The organism is Pseudoalteromonas mucoides (assembly GCF_049257175.1).
Lineage (GTDB): Bacteria > Pseudomonadota > Gammaproteobacteria > Enterobacterales > Alteromonadaceae > Pseudoalteromonas.
Genome location: NZ_JBMMUC010000013.1, coordinates 26,122 through 46,378, shown reverse-complemented (window position 1 = coordinate 46,378; position 20,257 = coordinate 26,122). Strand labels below are relative to the sequence as shown.

Sequence of the window (20,257 nt, the reverse complement as noted above, 5' to 3'; positions counted from 1 at the left end):
GTTCGTTTGTACTAAAAGATATGGCTGAAAAACGTAATATATTTCTAGTTGGTCCTATGGGGGCTGGCAAAAGCACAATTGGTCGTCACATTGCCGATCAATTACATCTTGAATTTGTCGATTCTGATCAAGAAATCGAACGCCGTACTGGTGCTGATATAGCATGGGTGTTTGATCTTGAGGGTGAAGAAGGCTTTCGACTTCGTGAAGAAGGCGTCATTGGCGATCTAACTGAAATGCAAGGTATTGTACTTGCAACAGGTGGTGGTTCAGTGATGAGTAAAGAAGTACGAAACAAGCTTTCGGCTCGTGGTATTGTTGTATACCTAGAGACACCAATCGAAAAGCAAGTTGCACGTACGCAGCGCGACAAGCGTCGCCCATTACTGCAAACAGAAGAAGCACCTCGTGACGTGTTAGAGCGTTTAGCACAAGAGCGCGAACCGTTATATAAAGAAGTTGCTGACTTTACTGTACGCACTGATGAGCAAAGCGCTAAAGTTGTTGCTAATCAAATCATTGAGAAATTAGATTTTTAAAAACCAATAATAAAGGATACTGGCGATGCTTGAATTAACTGTTAATTTAGACGAGCGAAGTTATCCTATTTATATTGGTGAATCTGCACTTCACAACACAGACAGGTTGCGTCAGCACTTAGGTGACTGTCGCCCTATCTTCATCACTAATGACACCATTGCACCTTTGTATTTAAATGATGCAATGGCGTTATTAGCTGATTTAAATCCTCTTCATTTTATTATTCCTGACGGCGAACAATTTAAATCACTTGAGTGGTTTGAAAAAATATCAGCGTTTCTGTTGGAGAATAACTGTGGCCGAGATACTTGCCTAATAGCATTAGGCGGTGGTGTAATTGGCGATCTTACAGGCTTTGTCGCTGCTTGTTATCAGCGTGGTGTGCCTTTTATTCAGGTACCAACTACTTTGTTATCTCAGGTTGACTCCTCAGTGGGTGGTAAAACCGCAGTAAACCATCCGTTAGGTAAAAACATGATTGGGGCGTTTTATCAGCCACAAGCCGTGTTTATTGATACTCAATCATTGCATACATTGCCTGAGCGAGAATTTGCCGCGGGTATGGCTGAAGTCATTAAGTACGGTCTGATCTACGATACCGAGTTATACAGTTTCTTAGAAGATAATGTTGCTAAGTTACAAGCGCTGGATGAAGAAACACTGCAGCATGTTATTTTTCGCTGTTGTGAAATTAAAGCATTGATTGTCGCACAAGATGAAAAAGAAGCTGGATTACGCGCATTACTCAATTTAGGCCACACCTTTGCTCACGCAATTGAAGCTCAAATGGGTTATGGAGTATGGTTACATGGTGAAGCTGTTGCGACTGGCATGGTATTAGCTGCTCAACTGGCGCATACTCGTGGTGATTTAACTGCGGCAGAGGTATCAAGAGTTACCTCTTTGATTACTGCGTATAACTTACCATGTGAAATCCCTAGCGATATGACCAGTGAACAATTTTTACATCATATGCGTAAAGACAAAAAGAATAAAAAAGGCACTATTCGATTTATCTTACCAACCGAGTTTGGCCAGTGCGCGCTCGTTGACGATGTATCTGATCAACAGGTTCGTGATTTAATAGGGCGCTAATGCAATCGCAAATCTTACCAAGCCGAGCGGCTTTGGTTGATCGCATCGCGCTGCAATTTGAATACGGGCAGAATCTAATTGCTTTATTAGGGCCATCTGGTCTTGGTAAGAGCTACCTTCTTGAAACCTTTATCACAGATAAATACAGCGATTTTAATAAAGCATTTGTCCAAGTAACTGCTCGAATGACTGACAGTCAACTAATGAGTGAATTACTAGATCAAAGTTTTAGTACGCCATTAATTGATCAAAATTTATCACTGTCTGAAAACTTCTTTCAATTAGTTAAAAAGCAAAACTGTGGCCCATGTTTATGGGTGCTAGATGGTGCGCGCCATTTATCTGATGAAATGGCAGCTGATCTAGCTTTGCTTGCTAAAAATAGTCCAACCACATTGTACATTTTAGTTGCTTCACAGGCTGTTGGACAGTTTAGTAACGCAGTTGAAATTCATCTTGAACCTTTATCTATGGCTGAAAGTAAGCAGCTTATGCATTGGTTTTTTAACAACCTCCCTGTTGATGAAGATCCTGTTTTTCAAACGTTTTTAAAGGAATCTCACGGTAATCCAAGCTTATTGTTAGCGTGGCAACCAATAGAGCATAGTGCTGAAGTTAAAGTGGCAGATAAAGTATCTTGGCGACTGCATTTAATTACACTGATGATTATTATCATGCTATTGATTATAGGTTTGTTATATAAATCAGATATGACTCAATGGTGGCAAGAGGTTTACCAACAGCAGCCTGTGGAACCTGTAGCAACCGCAATAAGCGTAGAGCAACTAAAACAAAGTGCAGATGAACTACCCAGCATAATAAAACCAGCTCTCAGTACTGACGAGAGTAAATCTTCTACAATTGTAACAACCGAACAAGATGAAACACATAACAATGTAGCAGCTATTTTAGATAGCCTTGCTGTTGGCGCTAAGCAAGCGGTATTACAACAGCCCGAAGCAGAGCCAAAAGCCGTTACGCCAGTTGAGGTTACAGAACCTAAACTTACGAACTTACCTGCTGATAATGCATGGTTTAACGAGCAAGTTGATGATAATTTTGTGATCCAATTACTCGCGGTTACTAAGCAAGCCATTGCAGAGCAGTTTATTGTCGCACAGGAGCTAGGTGAGGCTGCTAAGATTTACCAAACACGCCGTAATAATAAGAGTTGGTGGATAGTAACTTACGGTAGTTATGAAAACATTAATGTGGCACGTAAAGTAACTGCTACTTTGCCTGAGGCTGTACGTAGAAATCAGCCTTTTTATAAAAAAATCAGTAAAATTAAACAAGAAATCGCGTTACTAGATCAGTAAAACTAAGCTGATTAGTGTAGAATCGCGGCCACACCAGTTTGAAGTAAAGAGCCGATGCAAACAAAGACCAGAGCCTTCCTTAAATGGGCCGGCGGAAAATACAGCTTAGTTGAAGATATCAGTGCGCGCTTGAATGTAGCGAGCAAGCATGCAGATACCTTAGTTGAACCGTTTGTAGGCGCTGGATCGGTATTTTTAAACACCCATTTTAAACATTATATTTTAAACGATATCAATGCAGATCTCATAAACCTTTATAATGAATTAAAAAACTCTCCAGATGAGTTTATTAGTGATGCAAAAAAGCTGTTTGTGGATTTAAACAATCATCCAGATGCTTATTATGATTATCGTGTGCAGTTCAATCAGAGTAACGATATTTATGAACGTGCGATTTTATTCTTATACATGAATCGTCATGGCTATAATGGCCTATGCCGTTATAATCTGAAGGGTATTTTCAATGTGCCTTTTGGTAAGTATAAGCGCCCTTATTTCCCTGAAAAAGAAATGCACTTTTTTGCACAAAAAGCTCAACAAGCAACATTTACGTGTTTAGGCTATGATGATGTTTTTAAATTAGTACCTGATAATGCAGTGATTTACTGTGATCCTCCTTATGTGCCACTGAGCAAAACAGCATCGTTTACCTCTTACGCGAAAGGTGGGTTTAACTTAGATGATCAGGCTAATTTAGCAAATTTAGCTGAGCAAGCTGCATTTGAAAATAGCACACCGGTACTTATATCTAACCACGATACAGTCTGGACGCGAAAAATATACAGCCAAGCAAAACTAGATGAGATTCAGGTAAAGCGCACGATTAGCCCAAAAGGTGGCTCGCGCAATAAGGTTAATGAACTGATGGCTATGTATTTAGCACCCAAGCCACAACGGCGTAAATAGCACTAATAAATAAAATAAAAAGCCCAACAGCTATAAGAATAATAGAACGTGGGGAGTGCTGCTGAAAGTCAGATTGACGTTTATTTTCAGACTGGACGCCAAAAAAAGCGGCAATAACGCTTTGCAAGGCACTGAATAGGTGTTTCACTTAATTAAAACCGAGGCCCTAAAGAACGTGCCTTTTTTGGTTCGTCAGAACTGGTTAATAGTTCCAGCAAATCTAAGTAATGAAATTGTGCACTACGGCTATCACCTGTGATCCAAGACATCCAACCGGATTCATGCTCTGCATTCATACATTGGGCTGAGTTATTTAATAAGTGCTCACCGCTACACTCGTAGTTGCTAGCAGCGATTAACGTGGTATCGCTTTTAGAAAAATAACTTAGTGTACCGATAGTTAGAGCCGTCGCAGTTAAGATCCCGATTTTAAAAGCACGCATTTACTTAGTCCATAGTAGTGTAACTGACTTAATAATACCTAATAAGTGTTCAAATAACAAACTTAATTTACCCTTAATGATTACAAAAACCAATACTATTATAAGGTTAAGTTGAAAGTGATATTTTATAAATCGCTCAGTAAATATCCTTTATATTTAGTGAGGTAGCTTAATATATTCGTTAAGGTCAAATCACTGCTTACTAACTCGCTATGTTTATATTGGGATATTTATTTTGCCACCTTGTGGTTATTTGTTACATTAAGCGCCACTTATGCGCATTTTGATACACATTAAGGATTACTAATGTTAGAAACGATGCAAAAATACCTTATAGCTCCATCTATTTTGTCTGCTGATTTTGCACGACTGGGTGAAGATGTAGACGCAGTGCTAGCAGCTGGCGCTGATGTAGTTCATTTTGATGTGATGGATAATCACTATGTGCCTAACTTAACTATTGGTCCTATGGTATGCAAAGCATTACGTGATTATGGTGTAACAGCGCCAATAGACGTGCATTTAATGGTAAAACCGGTTGATAGTTTAATTCCACAATTTGCAGATGCAGGGGCGTCTATTATTACTTTTCACCCCGAGGCCAGTGAACACATCGACCGTACTTTACAGTTAATTAAAGACAGTGGCTGCCAAGCAGGACTTGTGTTTAACCCTGCCACAAGTTTAAGTTATTTAGAGCATGTTATTGATAAACTTGACGTGATTTTATTGATGTCAGTAAACCCTGGTTTTGGTGGTCAGAGCTTTATTCCTCATACGTTAGAAAAGCTACGTCAAGCGCGTAAAATTATCGATGCTTCAGGCCGTGCAATTCGTTTAGAAGTTGATGGTGGTATTAAAGTTGAGAATATTGCAGCCGCAGCACAGGCGGGTGCTGATATGTTTGTTGCAGGCTCCGCTATTTTCAATCAACCAGATTATAAAAAAGTCATAGAGCAAATGCGTAAACAATTAGAAGGTGTAAATTAATGAAGTACGAGGCCGCTTTTTTTGATTTAGATGGCACCTTAGTCGACAGTGTATATGATTTATATATTGCAATGAATTTGACTTTAACTGAGTTGGCTTTTCCTATAGTGAGTCAGCGTTTAGTTGAAACCTGGATTGGCAATGGTATTGAAACCCTAGTTAAGCGTGGTTTAAGTGGCGACATGCAAATTAGTGAGCAACTAGATGAACAGCTTGCCAAGCGAGCTATCAACCTTTTTTATGGTCATTACGAGCAACAAGTGGGTGAGTACAGTGTGCTTTACCAGCATGTTGAAACAGGTCTTGCTGCTCTTCGTAACACTCCCAAAGCACTCATTACTAATAAAGCGCGCCGCTTTACTGAAAAGCTACTTGATAAACTAGCCTTAACAGAGCATTTTGACGTGATCGTGTGTGGGGATGATATGGCTAAAAAGCCATCGGCTGAACCGCTTTTGTTTGCTTGTAAACAATTAGATGTGCCTGCAAACCAAGCAATAATGATTGGTGACTCAAAAAGTGACATCTTAGCTGCACATGCTGCAAACATAGATGTAATTGCTGTGAATTATGGTTATAACCAAGGTGAAAAGTTGAGTGATTACAATCCACAGTACCTCTGTGATACATTCTTAGATATAATACCTGTTCTTACCCAAAGGTAAGTACGTTTTTAACTTTAGTATTTTTTATTTTAGTAATATAAAGGAACATCATGAGTAAACCAGTAGTATTAAGTGGCATGCAGCCAACCGGTGGTATGACAATAGGCAACTATGTTGGTGCTATTAACCAGTGGGTTAAGCTACAGGAAGAGTATGATAGTCACTTTATGTTAGCTAATTTGCATGCTATTACCGTACGACAAGACCCTGAGTTGTTACGATCGCGAGTGCTCGATGGCATCGCACTATATGTTGCATGTGGTATAGATCCTAATAAAGCGGCTTTATTTGTGCAATCACAAGTGCCAGAGCATGCTCAGTTAGGCTGGGTACTTAATTGTTATGCACAAATGGGCGAGCTTAACCGTATGACACAGTTTAAAGACAAGTCATCTAAGCATGCAAATAATGTAAATGTGGGTTTGTTTGCATACCCTGTGCTGCAAGCTGCTGATATTTTATTGTATCAGGCAGATCAAGTACCAGTTGGTGATGATCAAAAACAACATTTAGAGTTAACTCGCGATATTGCCACACGTTTTAATAATCTTTACGGCGACGTATTCACAATTCCAGAACCCTATATTCCAGAGTTTGGTGCGCGGGTAATGAGCTTGCAAGATCCGCTGAAGAAAATGTCTAAGTCTGATGAAAATCCAAATGGATTTATCATGATGCTAGATGAGCCGAAAAAGATTGAGAAAAAGCTGAAAAAAGCTGTGACAGATTCAGATGAGCAAGCGCGTATTTATTTTGATCGTACTGAAAAACCAGGTGTGTCGAATTTATTAACGCTTATGTCTGTTGCTACTAAGCGCTCTATCGAAGAGCTTGTGCCAGAGTATGAAGACAAAATGTATGGTCATTTGAAAAAAGACACTGCAGATGCGGTAGTCAGTATGATTGAGCCAATTCAAGCGCGCTTTAAAGAAATTCGTGAAGACCAAACTTTACTTAACAACATCATGAAAACTGGCGCCGAAAAAGCCAGTATACGTGCTGAGAAAACGTTAAAGTCAGTTTACGACGCGCTAGGGTTTATCCCGCGCCCATAATAGTTATTTAGACAAAAAAATACCGCTGCTTGGATTATTCCCACAGCGGTATTTTTGTATCTGTAATATGTGTTTTAGCTGCGTGTTGAAATGACTCACGTAGCTATTTAGCTTTGCCATTATGCTTTATTGAGTTTATTAGCTAAGTTTTGATCAATCTGTTTTTGCAGACTTTGCATTGATTTTTCCAAGTTTACGTTTTGTATTTAGTCCGTTTTCAATTTTTTGTTCTTTTTTTTGAGCGTTGTGTACAACTATTATTTAGCAAGTGCCAGTACAAAAGCACACAAATCATGCAGGTCACATGGCAATAAGTAGATTGAAATATAAGACTATATCGCTGATGGGTTTAACTGAGGAAGGTAAGTTTTTACGGTAGTTATAACTGGCTGCTTTCAACGCGATGAGCATTGAAAGCAGCTGCTGGGAATAAGAAGTAATTATCCCGCAGTAATGATTAACGAAGCAGTGACTCAGTTAATACAGGGCGCATCTCACGTACAATTGCTTGTGTTAGCTTTGGTGCACCACAAATAAGGTTACCGCTTTGGTTGTAGTTATTACCGCCAGCGAAATCTACAATCATACCGCCCGCTTCTTTTACCATTAACTCACCAGCAGCACTATGCCAAGGTTTTAAGCCAATCTCAAAGAAGCCATCAACACGACCAGCTGCAACATAAGCCATATCTAACGCTGTGCAACCTGCGCGACGAATATCAGCAGTATGCACAAACAATGCTTTGAATGCTTCAGTGTATGCATCCATGTGGTGCTTGTTCTTATATGGAAAGCCAGTAGCAAGTACAGTACCTGCAAGAACAGTTGTTTTGCTAACACGAAGACGTTTGCTGTTTAGTTGCGCGCCTTGACCACGTGAAGCTGTGAAAAGCTCACCACGGATAGGATCATAAATAACAGATTGGTCTAAACGACCTTTAACTTTTAATGCGATAGAAATCGCGAAATGAGGGAGACCTTTGATGAAGTTTGTTGTGCCATCAATAGGATCTACAATCCATTGGTAATCTGCATCCTTGCCTTTGTGCTCACCTAATTCTTCACCCACGATAGAGTGAGTAGGGTAAGACTGTAAAATAGTGTCACGAATTACGGCTTCAGCTTCTTTATCAATATTCGTTACTAAATCGTTAGTGCCTTTTTGTTGCACTTCAACTTTTGATAAATCTTCACTCGCGCGAAGTAAAAGTTTGCCTGCGTTACGCGCAGCGCGAACCGCAATGTTTAACATTGGATGCATGGTTTTACCTTTGGGTTGTAAAAGAACGTTTATATATTTTAAGCCGGCGTATTTTAACGACTTTCACCACAAAGTAAACAATAAACCCGAAATAGTTTTGGTTGTTTTTTATACGCCCTTGTTTGGAAAGAGGTTTAAATTTATTTTTTATTATTTTGATTGAGTTTAGTAACTCATAACACTTTGTAATCATGCTAATAAAAAACCTTGCCGTGTTAACAGCAAGGCTTTATTTTTTTGAGCCTTGAGCCTTGAGCCTTGAGCCTTGAGCCTTGAGCCTTTTATCTCATGGTAACAAACTCTTCCGAGCCAGTAGGGTGAATAGCTACCACTGAATCAAAATCAGCTTTCGTGGCACCCATTTTCATGGCAACAGCGAAGCCTTGGATCATTTCATCTACAGTAAAACCGATACCATGTAGACCTACAACTTTTTCATCATCGCCTGCGCAAACCAGCATCATATTACAGGCTTGGCGGTGTTGAGTAACAGCGGTGTACATAGCTGCAAAGCTAGATTTATACACTTTTACGTTTTCTTCACCGTATTGCGAAATAGCTTCTTGCTCTGTTAAACCTATCGTACCAATTGGTGGATGGCTAAATACCACTGTTGGCACTAAGCTGTAATCCATTTTTAAATCATCTGGCAGGTCTTTATTAAACAAGCGCTCTGATAAAGTGCGGCCCGCTTTAACGGCAACCGGTGTCAGCTCTATGCCATTTTCGATAATATCACCCACAGCGTAGACGTTTTCAGCTGTGGTATTTTGATATTCATCAACTTTTACATAGCCGCTTTCATTAACTTCAACGCCGGCAGCTGCAAGGTTAATTTTATCTGTTGTTGGTGTACGGCCTATTGCCCAAATTACTTGATCAACGTTTTGGCTGTAACCGTTTTCAAAGTGAATAGTTAAGCTGCCATCGCTTTGTTTAACCACTTCTTTAGGTGAGCACTCAGTGTGTAGCGTGGGCCCTTCTTTGGCCATAATATCTACTAATGTATCGATAATATATGGATCAAATGAACGCAGTGGTTTGTTTTTACGCACGAATAAATGGGTTTCAGTGCCAAGGCTGTGTAATACACCTGCAATTTCAACGGCAATATAGCCCGCGCCAATCACGGCCACACGTTTTGGTTGTTCACTTAACTCAAAGAAACCATTTGAATCAATCCCGAGCTCAGCGCCTGGGATGTTTGGGATAGTTGGGCGACCACCTACAGCAACTAAAATATGATCAGCCGTATATAATTCGCCATTTACTTCAACGGTTTTATTATCGACGAACTTTGCAAACCCATTGATCACAGTCACGCCATTACTGGCTAAGTATTTGTCATAACCTTGGTGGATACGACCAATATAAGCTTCGCGACTTTCGACTAATTTAGCCCAGCTGAAGCTTTTTAGTTCTACATCGAAGCCATAATCTGGTGCATAAGCATTTATTGCTTCGGCAATTTGTGCGCCGTGCCACATTACTTTTTTTGGTACGCAACCTACGTTTACACAGGTGCCACCCATGTGTTGTGCTTCAATCAGTGCTACCTTAGCACCGCGCATTGCTGCCCGGTTAGCTGAGCCGATACCGCCACTACCGCCACCAATTGCAATGTAATCAAAATGCTGAGCCATTTTTAGTCCTCAAGTTTATATAAAACGTAATAGTTTGATGATAACACAAGGTTGACCCGTGAAAAGCCCCTTGTATTTCAAGCTCTGCGCCCCAATTTAAAAATCATCTTCGAAACGATTTGAGAGCGAACATGAGCGATTTACAAAATAACCCACTAGTAGGCCTTGAGGGCTTGCCACCATTTTCAAAAATTAAGCCCGAGCATGTTGTGCCAGCACTTAAAGCAGGTATTGATGAATGCCGAGCAAAAATTGATGAGGTTTTGGCTAAAAAGTCATTTACTTGGCAAGACTTAGTGTTACCGCTTGAAGAAGTTGACGATAAACTTTCACGCATGTTTTCTCCTGTTTCGCATATGAACTCTGTAGTCAATTCAGATGAACTACGTAAAGAATATGAACAATGTTTACCGCTTATTTCAGAGTACTCAACGTTTGTTGGTCAGCATCAAGGGCTATACGACGCTTATAATGCACTGTATAACAGCGATGAATTTAAAACCTTGAGTACCGCACAGCAAAAATCAATTACCAATGCATTACGTGATTTTGAGCTTTCAGGTATAGCATTAGCACCTGAACAACAAAAACGTTACGGCGAGATAAGTGCTCGTTTGTCCGAGCTTGCTGCTAAATTTGGTAACAATGTGATGGATGCCACGCTTGCATGGCAAAAACATATTACTGATGAAAGTGAACTTGCAGGTTTGCCAGAATCAGCGCTTGCATTGGCTGCTGAAACAGCAAAAAGCAAAGAGCTAGAAGGCTGGTTATTTACCTTAGATTTTCCGTCGTACTTACCAGTAATGACTTACGCTGATAACCGCCAGCTGCGTGAAGAAACCTATACAGCATTTGTTACACGTGCATCAGATCAAGGTCCTAATGCCGGTGAGTTTGATAACTCAGCAATTATGAGTGAAGAACTTGCGCTGCGTCATGAGCTTGCTCAACTGTTAGGGTTCGCGAGTTATGCAGAAAAGTCTCTGGCTACTAAAATGGCTGAAACACCTGAACAAGTGTTCTCATTTTTAGAAGATTTAGCTGCTAAATCTAAACCTCAAGCTGAGCAAGAGTTAGCAGAGCTGCAAGCTTATGCTAAAGAAAAGCATGGTATTGATGAGCTAGCTGCGTGGGATTATGGCTATTATGGCGAAAAGTTAAAGCAAGAAAAGTACGCTATTTCAGATGAAGTTCTGCGTCCTTACTTTCCAGCCAATAAAGTGCTCAGTGGCTTATTTGAAACAGTAAACCGTTTATTTGGTATTAGCGTAAAAGAAGTTAACGATTTTGACAGTTACCATAAAGATGTACGCTTTTTTGAGATTTACGATAACAGCAATACCTTACGTGGGCGCTTTTATTTAGATTTATACGCACGTGATCACAAACGTGGTGGGGCATGGATGGATGATTGCATGGGCCGAAAAGTCCGTGCAAGTGGTCAGCTGCAAACACCCGTTGCCTACTTAGTGTGTAACTTTAATAAAGCGGTGGGTGATAAACCTGCACTGTTTACTCACAACGAAGTAACCACTTTATTCCATGAGTTTGGCCACGGTATTCACCATATGTTGACCCAAGTTGAAGCCGCGCCAGTTGCAGGTATTAATGGCGTTGCATGGGATGCAGTAGAACTACCTAGTCAATTTTTAGAAAACTGGTGCTATGAAGAAGAAGCCCTTAACTTTATTTCGGGCCATTACGAGTCAGGAGAGCCATTACCTAAAGAGTTACTTGATAAGCTGTTAGCGGCTAAAAATTATAACTCAGGTATGCAGATGTTACGCCAAATTGAGTTCTCATTGTTCGACTTTAGAATTCACAATGATTATCAAGCGGGTGAAGAATGCCAAATTCAAGCACGTTTAGATGAAGTGCGTAGCCATACATCAGTTGTGAAACCGCCAGAATTTAACCGTTTCCAACATGGCTTTAGTCATATTTTTGCTGGCGGTTATAGTGCTGGCTACTACTCATATAAATGGGCTGAAGTGTTGTCTGCAGATGCATACTCACGCTTTGAAGAAGAAGGGATTTTTAACCCTGAAACGGGTCAAGCCTTTATGCAGCACATTCTAGAAAAAGGTGGCAGTGAGGAGCCAATGGCATTGTTTAAAAACTTCCGTGGTCGCGAGCCAAGTGTTGACGCATTACTGCGCCATAGCGGTATTGCCGCATAAGTTTAAAAGCTAGTATTTAATTTGAGTAAAAAGCGCCTTTTGGCGCTTTTTTATTATTAAGCTAATAATTCTTCGCAAAATCAGTGCTCCGTACTATGCTTTTTGAAGTAATAGACAAAAAGGGAATAGGCATGACTAAGCTAGTACTGGCAATTGACGATGATAAATATGTGCACCATATTATAGAAGAGTCACTAGCAGGGTTTTGTAAACTCATACATGCTAAAAATGGTGAAGAAGGGCTCAGGCAAGCGATAAAATATAACCCTGATATTATTTTACTTGATGTTGAAATGCCGGGAAAGTCCGGTTACGAAGTATGCACAGAGCTCAAATCACTTGAGCAAACAAAAGAAACACCGGTAATGTTTTTATCTGCTAAAAGTGAACTACCTGAGCGAGTGAAAGGTTATAACTCAGGGGCCGCTGATTATATCGTTAAGCCATTTAATGGCGAAGAATTAATGGCACGGATCCGTGTTTTATATCAGTATCGACAGCACTCAATTAAGCTTAAAAGTGACGTAGAGCGTGCACAAATTACCGCTGAATTAGCCATGACTGATTCGGGGGATATGGGGCGAATAATGCGTTATGTTGGGCAGAGTTATCACGCTCATGATGTGAAGTCTCTATCAACGTACTTTTTTGAATTTTTCAGGCCTTTTAATTTAGATGTCGTTATTGCTTATTGGCATCAGGAGGTTGGGATATTTTGTAGTGACGAAGGCGCAGTGTGCCCTCTAGAACAAGAGCTATTAGAAAAGCACCGTAATGCCAATCGCTTTGTCGACTTTAGTAGTCGCACTATAATTAACTACCCTAAAGTGTCGATTTTAATAAAAAATATGCCGCTAGATGATGCTGCATTATATGGTCGCTATAAAGATTTATTTCCCCATATTTTAGAAGTCACGAATGCTAAAGTTCAAGATATGGAAGTTAACGAAAGGGCCCTATCTCAAGCACATAGTGTCGGTAATGCGTTTGCTGAACTCTCAACAAAAATGTACGACAACAGTGATGCTAGAGAATTAGCCGTGACCAAACTGGCGGTTCAATTAGCTGAAATTCGTAAAACCATCGAGCAAAAACCTGAGCTTAAATATAATCAGGAGTTGGTTTTTCATTTAGAGCAGTTAGAACAAACACAATCTGAGTTTTCATCACTTAATGAAGAGTTAGCATTTATAAAATATCAGCTTAATCATATTATTGAATCACGAAATGAACTGGTGGTCAGTTTAAGTAAAATTGCAAACCCAGAGCACACCCAAGAGGTAACATCACAAACTGATATTGAGCTATTTTAGTGCTATAGCGGGCAGCACTTGATATACTCTGCAGGCTATTTTTGGTCGGAGTTAGTTTTGGTTATACAGTGTCCTTTTAAAGAAATGCGTTCTTATCTTGCTGAAGTTGAGCAGCGATTTGGCTTAGAGCAGTGGGCTGCACAACAACACGGTTTTTCTTTGCATTATGATGACCAAGGGCTTAGTTTACGTAAAACTGATGAGCCAAAACTGGGGGCTATTAGTGTTGATTTTGTTACTGGAGCTGCGGCACATAGACGCAAATTTGGTGGCGGTAAAGGCCAGTCAATAGCAAAGGCAGTTGGTTTAAACAAAGGCGCAACGCCGGTGGTGTTAGATGCCACTGCTGGACTTGGTCGAGATGGTTTTGTATTAGCTTCTCTTGGCTGTAAAGTTATTTTACATGAGCGTCACCCAGTTGTAGCTGCCCTTTTATATGATGGCTTACAGCGTGCTTATAATGATCTTGAAATTGGCGCTTGGATGAGAGCAAACATGAGTCTAGTGTTTGGTTCAAGCCATACATTGCTTGCTCAATGCGAAAGTATGCCTGATGTTGTTTATCTTGATCCTATGTTTCCCCATCGTGAAAAGTCAGCGTTAGTTAAAAAAGAAATGCGCGTATTCCAAGAGTTAGTCGGCGCTGATACCGACGCTGATGATTTACTTGAGTTTGCCTACCCACTTGCCAGCAAACGAGTTGTGGTTAAGCGCCCTGATTATGCTCCTTTTTTAAATGATAAAACGCCTAGCATGCAGATTAAAACAAAGAAAAACCGTTTTGATGTGTATGTTAAAGCGGCCATGATCTAATCTTTTAGTCATTAAAATAAATGCTATATGACCAAAATGTAGTAACTTTGTGTTGGTTTTCATTAAACCGTCATAAATAGTTAATATTCTACGCGCGCAGTTAATCAAGGAAATTTTTTATGCGCGTGTCATCATTTACTAGGCTATTGGCAGTTTTACTTGCCTTAGCTAGCCTACTCTTAGGTGCTACCCTGTTTTGGGCCAGTCAAACCTTAGTCAAACTTGAGCAACAAGACCAATCCTATAACCAATTAAAAAATAAAATTTTGGTCAATCTTGAAGGTCTGTTAGAAGATTACTTAGCAAAGGGAGATAGCCTGTACTTAGGTCAAGCATCTGAACTTATTAGTGAAGTAAAGCGAACGGATCTTAATGTCTTACCCAGCAATTTAAAGCAACAACTTGATGCTTTACTTACCCAGTTAGACACCGATATCAATGGTAAATACCGAGCGTTAGGAAAGCTCTCAGGTAATGAAACTGCATTGCTTGATAATGCATTACGACAAATGGCAGGCTCAGCCTCTTCTTTGATTAATTACGCCAATAAAGCGCAGCAGCAGGGCAGATTTGAGCAACAATATTACACTTTAGCAAGTGACTACTATAGTGAAGTCACTTCGCTGTCATTATTTACTTATCAACTCATTATTGGCTTTGATCAAGACACTCAAGACAGTTTAATGCAAAGTGTGGCTAACCTAAATCGTTTAGCGAAACAGATTGATGCTTTAGATAATCTCGGCGTTATGAGCGAAGTCGATGAAGATGCCCTCTTTTTTGGTGCGCAAGCAGAAGATTTAGCTGATGAAATTAAAGCTGAAATAAGTAGTTGGCCTAATCGTTACCCGAGAGACTTAGCAAGCACTATTGAGCAAGCCCAACAACGCCAAATAGGGATAGAAGATTTACGCAAACAAATTACCTTGTTGTCGGATACTGTGATTAATGCAGAGCAGCAACTAAGCGCTGAGCAAGCAACGTTAAAAGAGCAAGTACTGGTTGTGTTTGCGATAGCGATTAGTATGTTGGTTATTTTGGCTATTGGCGTGTATATAGTTCAACGAAATCAGGTGCTCACTCCTTTAAGGCAGCTGCGTGATGGCTTTGCTTTTTTAATTGAAAGTAATGAACTTAAAAATATTGAAAGTAATAACCCTAAAACAGAAGTGGGGGAAATTGCCGCTTATTTTAACCTGTTAATTGAACGACAACGTGGCGAGGCAGATGAACGCGCGCAAATGCTTAAGGTAATAAATGACTTTATGCAGGAGATGAGTGAGCATTTACATACTATTAGTCAGCAAACCAATGATAGTCACCAGCAAGTTGAGCAAAACCAAGCTTTATTGAGTGATATTCAGCATATAGGCGATCAGGTAAATAATATTAATAGCCAAGTAGCGGATAATGCAAAGCAAACATATGCGGCTATGGAGCAGAGTTTAGGCTTTGCAGGAAACATGCTCAGTGCCAGCTCACATACTCAACAGCGTGTTGATGGTGGCCTTAAAAGCTTACAAGAGCTGCTTAGTGGCGTACAAGATGTAGGGCAGGTTATTGAGGTAATTCGCACCATTGCTGAGCAAACCAACTTATTAGCATTAAATGCGGCGATTGAATCAGCTCGTGCCGGTGAACATGGCCGAGGTTTTGCGGTAGTGGCAGACGAAGTACGTAAGCTTGCTCGCCAAACACAGGGCTCGTTGAGTGATATAAACGATCAGCTTAATTTGTTAAGCGAAAACTCGACTATGGTTTCGACACAAATTTCAGCACTTGCTGATGATGCTCAGTTACAAACGGATAATGCACACGATCTTAAACGTAACTCTGAAGGAGTTGCCAGTAATGCTCAAGATGCAAATAAAGTGGCGTTTGATGCAATGGAGTTGGCTAAACAGCAAAATGCATTATTGGAGAATTTTAGTGAGTCGATGCAAAATATGAAAGGGCAAGTCAGTGAATCAAGCCATTTGGTAGAAGATATTCATCAACGCTTACAACAGCAGATGCAAACCATTCGTGGTAGTTTAGGGTTATAAAGTTTGCAAGCAGATTAAAGTTTAATACCTTTAATCTGCTAACAGAAATTACATCATGGTGTCTTTCAAGTACTGAAATAGCTCTTTATAGCTTCGAGCTGGCTTTTCAGCTTTTACTTCTTTTGCCGCGTTTCTTACTAGTTGACGCATTTTTTGGCGCTCAAGTGCTGGGTATTGCTCAATCGTTTCATTGATTAGATCATCACCTTGCTCAATCAGGTCGCTGCGTAACTGCTCAATTTTTTTGATCATTACTTCGGCTTGATTATTTTTATTGAGCATAATATCGATGATAGCTTTGATCTCATCGATATTTTCAACGGTACGTAGCGTTTTAGCAATGTAATTTAGGTGACGACGGTAAGCGTCACTTTTGTTACTTATCTTATCAGCAACAACCATTGCTTCTTTTAGATCATCATTTAGAGGTAAGCGCTCGCGCTGCTTTTTGCCCATTTTAGCAATGTCAGAACCTAACTGATGAAACTCTTGCGCATCACGCTTAAGTTCACTTTTCGATACGTAAATAATTTCTTCTTCAATTTCAGCAGGGTTGCCTTTTTTCTTCGCCATGGGGTGCTCATATAAGATCGTTAACTGGGGTCATTATACCCAAACCACCTCAAGATGCGAGTGTCGTTGGAGTTAAAAGCGATTTAGGCAAGGCATTGATTGCAAGTAATAGTGGTTCTATTATTAAAATCAATAACGCAGTATAAATCGCTTTTAGACCAACCCATTGGGCGTTTCACAGGCACTTACTCTCATCGTTGTTACTTCTTAAAAGGGACTGCCATTTTTGCAAAGTAACGCCTTGATATTAAGCCCCTGTGAAACGCTGAATTCTGTATCTTGAGGTGGCTTGGGTATATATGTGATTCTTTTAATGATTAATATTAGCTGATGCAATGCACTGGGTGTGTTAGCATTTAAACTATATTAAAAGTGATAGCCGCGCAGGACCTACGAACATGAAAAGCCAACAGCAAGATCCTATTTATACACAAATTTCTCAAGTAAAAGACGCCGTAGCAGAAGTGTTAGAACACGCAAAAAAACTTGGTGCAACAGGTGCTGAAGCGGCCATGTCGAGCACCTCTGGTTTATCTGTCAGTACTCGCATGGGCGAAGTTGAAACCATTGAATTTAATCAAGATGGCGGCCTAGGCATCAGTGTTTATGTCGGCAATCATAAAGGCTCTGCCTCTACAGCAGATCTAAACCCGAAAACTTTGCGCACTGTAGTTGAAAAAGCCATCGATATTGCTAAGTTTACCTCTGATGATCCGCACAACGGGGTAGCAGATAAAGAACTATTAGAGTTTGCACCGCTCGATCTTGATTTATATCACCCGTGGGATGTTAGTCCAGAACAAGGTATTGAGCTTTGCCATAGTGCTGAGCAAGCAGCGCTTAATGCCGATGAGCGCATTGTTAATTCAGACGGGGCGAGTTTTTCATCTCACCAAGGCTTGCGGGTGTATGGTAACAGCCACGGCTTAATTGCAGGTTACCCGCGTACACGTCATAGCATCAGTACTATGGTTATTGGTAAAGATGGCGAACAAATGCAGCGTGATTCAGCGTATACCGTGTCTCGCGAACAAAGTGGTTTGAAAGATGCTGCAGCAGTTGGGCTAGAGGCCGCAAGTGAAACGTTAGCCAAATTAAATAGCCAAAAGTTGGGCACGATGAAAGTGCCAGTTATCTTTCGTGCTGATATTGCTAATTCATTATTTGGCCATTTGGTATCTGCAATTGGTGGCGGTGCTTTGTATCGTAAATCGAGCTTTTTAATGGACAGCCTAGGTACGCAAGTATTTAGTGATGTTGTTAATATCTCTGAGCGTCCTCATCTTTTAAAAGGGCTCGCATCGACACCTTTTGATAGCGAAGGGGTAAAGACCATTGACCGTGAAATTATTCAAGGCGGTGAATTACAAACTTATCTATTAGCCAGCTACGCAGCTCGGAAAATGAATATGACACCAACAGGTCATGCTGGTGGTATCCATAATTGGCTTGTTGAGCAAACTCACCAGGATTTAGCGCAATTACTTAAAGCTATGGGCACAGGTTTGTTAGTAACCGAACTAATGGGCCAAGGTGTAAATACCGTAACCGGTGATTACTCACGTGGTGCAGCAGGTTTTTGGGTTGAAAATGGCGAGATACAATACCCTGTAAGTGAAATTACTATAGCTGGCAAGCTGCAAGACATGTTTAAAGCAATTGTTGGCTTAGGTGGCGATATAGAACGCCGTGGCGGAATTCAAACAGGTTCAGTTCTGATTGAAGAAATGCAAATAGCGGGAAGCTAGCCGTAAGTTATAGGCTATAAACTACATGACTAGGTTCTAGGGCCTCCAACCTAGTTCCTAGAACCTAATGCCTTTCATTTATAAAAACACTTTACCTCAACTTAACTTTAGGTTTTAAGCTGGCTTTAATTATTTTAATAAAGGAATTTTATTATGTATTTAGAGCACGTGAATTTAGTTGTTGATGACGTTGATGCAATGCTGCACTTTTATAAAGCGGCATTTCCACATTGGTATATCAGAAGTCAGGGTAAAAGCGCTTGGCATGGAAAGCCAAGACAATGGTTGCACTTTGGCGATGATTATCACTATTTAGCGTTGAGTGATAATGGAGAGCAAAAAAACCGAGATTTAACAGGTCATCAGGTCGGCTTGGCACACTTTGCATACGTTACAAATGATATTGCTGCGGTTATTAACCGCTTAGAGCTTGCGGGCTACAGTATTGATAAGCCTGGCGCAGACAATCCTTTTCGTAAAAATGTGTATTTTATTGACCCTGCCGGTTTTGAAGTTGAGTTTGTTGAGTACCTCAGTGACATACCCAAAGAGCGTAATAATGATTTTTGATTCAAAGCTATTAACTAAAGCTGAAGCCTGCTCCCACGTTATATTAAAACGTAGGAGAGCGCTTTAGCGCCGATGGGTTTCATATATCGCAAATCTAAATATCATAACGGCTGAAGCCTGTTCCTACGGTTATTTATTTGTAGGAGGGAGCTTTAAGATTTATTCATATCTTTCCAGCTGGTTTTTAGGCTATTAGCAAAGGAGACAAACTTTTCTTTAATGGTACGTTTTACTTTTATCTCTACTGAGCCGAGTATCACTTTGCCTTCTATAGTAATAGTTGGGCCATGTAGTTTGTTCAGTGATACAGACTTGTTTTCAACACTGCCAACAACACTAAATATTTTAGATACCACATTAACATGCTCAGGCACGTATATCTCGTCGCTACCTAATAAACAATTAACGTGCAAAGTTATATGCTGATGTTGAAATATTGCATCGGTGAAATCTAATTCAATTGAACCTAATAGATTGGTGATATGAATTTCTTTGGGTACTACCCATTGGCCACTGCGTTCATTGGAGCCTAATATACTCTTTAAATGTAATGTTTCATCTTGGCTTTGGTTACTATAGTGTGGGCTAAACTGCGCACGCTTTTCATTTTGGTAACTGGCATCAGCTTTTAAATCTAAATCACCCACTAGCTCCATTAACACTAAGTTGTCTGTTGCGGCCATAGCTTGGTCTAAGCGACGTTCGAATGCTTCTGCAGATATTACCCCATGACTGTAGTTATAGATTAATTGATCAATAACTTGTTCGCGTACTTGTTCGATTGGGCGATCTTCTATTTTAACTGTCATGACGGGTATCCCTATGTAATGGCTGTATTATTTTTTAACTGCGATAACTAAAGCAAAGCTCAGGCCAATAATTAACTTCTTAAAATTCAGTTGCTTATTTTTTACACTCAATTTTTAAGTAGTAATATTAACGACTGATTAATAAAAACAACGACTAAATGGTAAATCTGACACAAGCAGAACAAATTACCGAATTGTTTGTAAATTATTACCAGGTGAATATAGCTATAAAATGCCAAGTTCTTCTAAGTGATTGATTTGTAGTTATTTAAAAGTTGGCTTGATG

General features: G+C 40.1%; 19 protein-coding genes. 13 read left to right on the top strand and 6 right to left on the bottom strand.

The window, feature by feature from the left end; all coding sequences use genetic code 11:
• Window positions 1-20: 20 nt before the first annotated feature.
• Genes aroK through AAEU30_RS14675 form a run of 4 tightly spaced genes read left to right on the top strand, consistent with a single transcriptional unit; the run spans window position 21 to window position 3,860 of the window.
• Window positions 21-539: a shikimate kinase AroK gene (gene aroK / locus AAEU30_RS14690; protein WP_087533154.1), complete on the top strand. Its 519-nt coding sequence runs from the start codon at window positions 21-23 to the stop codon at window positions 537-539.
• 25 nt (window positions 540-564) lie between these two features.
• Window positions 565-1,635, top strand: a complete 1,071-nt coding sequence (gene aroB / locus AAEU30_RS14685; RefSeq protein ID WP_421961126.1) for a 3-dehydroquinate synthase — start codon at window positions 565-567, stop codon at window positions 1,633-1,635.
• Window positions 1,635-2,954: an AAA family ATPase gene (locus tag AAEU30_RS14680; RefSeq protein ID WP_421961125.1), complete on the top strand. Its 1,320-nt coding sequence runs from the start codon at window positions 1,635-1,637 to the stop codon at window positions 2,952-2,954. The genes aroB and AAEU30_RS14680 overlap by 1 nt, the downstream gene beginning before the upstream one ends.
• 54 nt (window positions 2,955-3,008) lie before the next feature.
• Window positions 3,009-3,860, top strand: a complete 852-nt coding sequence (locus AAEU30_RS14675; RefSeq protein ID WP_421961124.1) for a Dam family site-specific DNA-(adenine-N6)-methyltransferase — start codon at window positions 3,009-3,011, stop codon at window positions 3,858-3,860.
• On the opposite strand, the gene AAEU30_RS14670 is transcribed toward AAEU30_RS14675, so the two are convergent.
• On the bottom strand, window positions 3,823-4,008 hold the full coding sequence (locus AAEU30_RS14670) for a DUF2970 domain-containing protein (RefSeq protein ID WP_421961123.1): 186 nt from the start codon (window positions 4,006-4,008) through the stop codon (window positions 3,823-3,825). The genes AAEU30_RS14675 and AAEU30_RS14670 overlap by 38 nt on opposite strands.
• Before the next feature lie 4 nt (window positions 4,009-4,012).
• The gene (locus tag AAEU30_RS14665) at window positions 4,013-4,303 is read right to left on the bottom strand and encodes a hypothetical protein (RefSeq protein ID WP_421961122.1); all 291 of its coding nucleotides are present in this window, start codon (window positions 4,301-4,303) and stop codon (window positions 4,013-4,015) included.
• Between the two features lie 306 nt (window positions 4,304-4,609).
• Here AAEU30_RS14665 and rpe point away from each other — a divergent pair, with 306 nt between their 5' ends.
• The 3 genes from rpe to trpS are packed head-to-tail and all read left to right on the top strand — an operon-like array spanning window position 4,610 to window position 7,013.
• On the top strand, window positions 4,610-5,293 hold the full coding sequence (gene rpe / locus AAEU30_RS14660; protein ID WP_421961121.1) for a ribulose-phosphate 3-epimerase: 684 nt from the start codon (window positions 4,610-4,612) through the stop codon (window positions 5,291-5,293).
• Window positions 5,293-5,958 carry a phosphoglycolate phosphatase gene (locus tag AAEU30_RS14655; RefSeq protein WP_421961120.1) on the top strand — a complete coding sequence of 222 codons (666 nt, stop codon included), beginning with the start codon at window positions 5,293-5,295 and terminating at the stop codon, window positions 5,956-5,958. The genes rpe and AAEU30_RS14655 overlap by 1 nt, the downstream gene beginning before the upstream one ends.
• 50 nt (window positions 5,959-6,008) lie before the next feature.
• Window positions 6,009-7,013 carry a tryptophan--tRNA ligase gene (trpS, locus tag AAEU30_RS14650; protein ID WP_421961119.1) on the top strand — a complete coding sequence of 335 codons (1,005 nt, stop codon included), beginning with the start codon at window positions 6,009-6,011 and terminating at the stop codon, window positions 7,011-7,013.
• Between the two features lie 457 nt (window positions 7,014-7,470).
• Here the strand turns inward: trpS and suhB are convergent, their stop codons facing one another.
• Both suhB and gorA read right to left on the bottom strand, forming a co-directional pair.
• Window positions 7,471-8,274: an inositol-1-monophosphatase gene (gene suhB / locus AAEU30_RS14645; RefSeq protein ID WP_290209436.1), complete on the bottom strand. Its 804-nt coding sequence runs from the start codon at window positions 8,272-8,274 to the stop codon at window positions 7,471-7,473.
• Between the two features lie 281 nt (window positions 8,275-8,555).
• A complete protein-coding gene (gorA, locus tag AAEU30_RS14640; protein ID WP_421961118.1) occupies window positions 8,556-9,917 on the bottom strand; it encodes a glutathione-disulfide reductase in 1,362 nt (453 codons plus the stop codon).
• 131 nt (window positions 9,918-10,048) lie between these two features.
• On the opposite strand from gorA, the gene prlC reads away from it, so the two are divergent.
• The 4 genes from prlC (at window position 10,049) to AAEU30_RS14620 (ending at window position 16,271) form a co-directional block, all read left to right on the top strand.
• Complete coding sequence (gene prlC / locus AAEU30_RS14635) at window positions 10,049-12,100, top strand: oligopeptidase A (protein WP_421961117.1); 2,052 nt, start codon at window positions 10,049-10,051, stop codon at window positions 12,098-12,100.
• Between the two features lie 131 nt (window positions 12,101-12,231).
• A complete protein-coding gene (locus tag AAEU30_RS14630) occupies window positions 12,232-13,413 on the top strand; it encodes a response regulator (RefSeq protein WP_421961116.1) in 1,182 nt (393 codons plus the stop codon).
• Window positions 13,414-13,470: 57 nt separating this feature from the next.
• Window positions 13,471-14,226, top strand: a complete 756-nt coding sequence (locus AAEU30_RS14625; protein ID WP_421961115.1) for a class I SAM-dependent methyltransferase — start codon at window positions 13,471-13,473, stop codon at window positions 14,224-14,226.
• A gap of 119 nt (window positions 14,227-14,345) precedes the next feature.
• On the top strand, window positions 14,346-16,271 hold the full coding sequence (locus tag AAEU30_RS14620) for a methyl-accepting chemotaxis protein (RefSeq protein WP_421961114.1): 1,926 nt from the start codon (window positions 14,346-14,348) through the stop codon (window positions 16,269-16,271).
• Window positions 16,272-16,319: 48 nt separating this feature from the next.
• Here AAEU30_RS14620 and yjgA read toward each other — a convergent pair whose 3' ends face one another.
• Window positions 16,320-16,844, bottom strand: coding sequence for a ribosome biogenesis factor YjgA (gene yjgA, locus AAEU30_RS14615; protein WP_087533140.1), 525 nt, complete (start codon window positions 16,842-16,844; stop codon window positions 16,320-16,322).
• 398 nt (window positions 16,845-17,242) lie between these two features.
• Here yjgA and pmbA point away from each other — a divergent pair, with 398 nt between their 5' ends.
• Complete coding sequence (pmbA, locus tag AAEU30_RS14610; protein ID WP_421961113.1) at window positions 17,243-18,592, top strand: metalloprotease PmbA; 1,350 nt, start codon at window positions 17,243-17,245, stop codon at window positions 18,590-18,592.
• 153 nt (window positions 18,593-18,745) lie between these two features.
• The gene (locus AAEU30_RS14605; RefSeq protein ID WP_421961112.1) at window positions 18,746-19,162 is read left to right on the top strand and encodes a VOC family protein; all 417 of its coding nucleotides are present in this window, start codon (window positions 18,746-18,748) and stop codon (window positions 19,160-19,162) included.
• A gap of 152 nt (window positions 19,163-19,314) precedes the next feature.
• Here the strand turns inward: AAEU30_RS14605 and AAEU30_RS14600 are convergent, their stop codons facing one another.
• Window positions 19,315-19,971, bottom strand: a complete 657-nt coding sequence (locus AAEU30_RS14600) for a LiaF domain-containing protein (RefSeq protein ID WP_421961111.1) — start codon at window positions 19,969-19,971, stop codon at window positions 19,315-19,317.
• Between the last annotated feature and the right edge of the window lie 286 nt (window positions 19,972-20,257).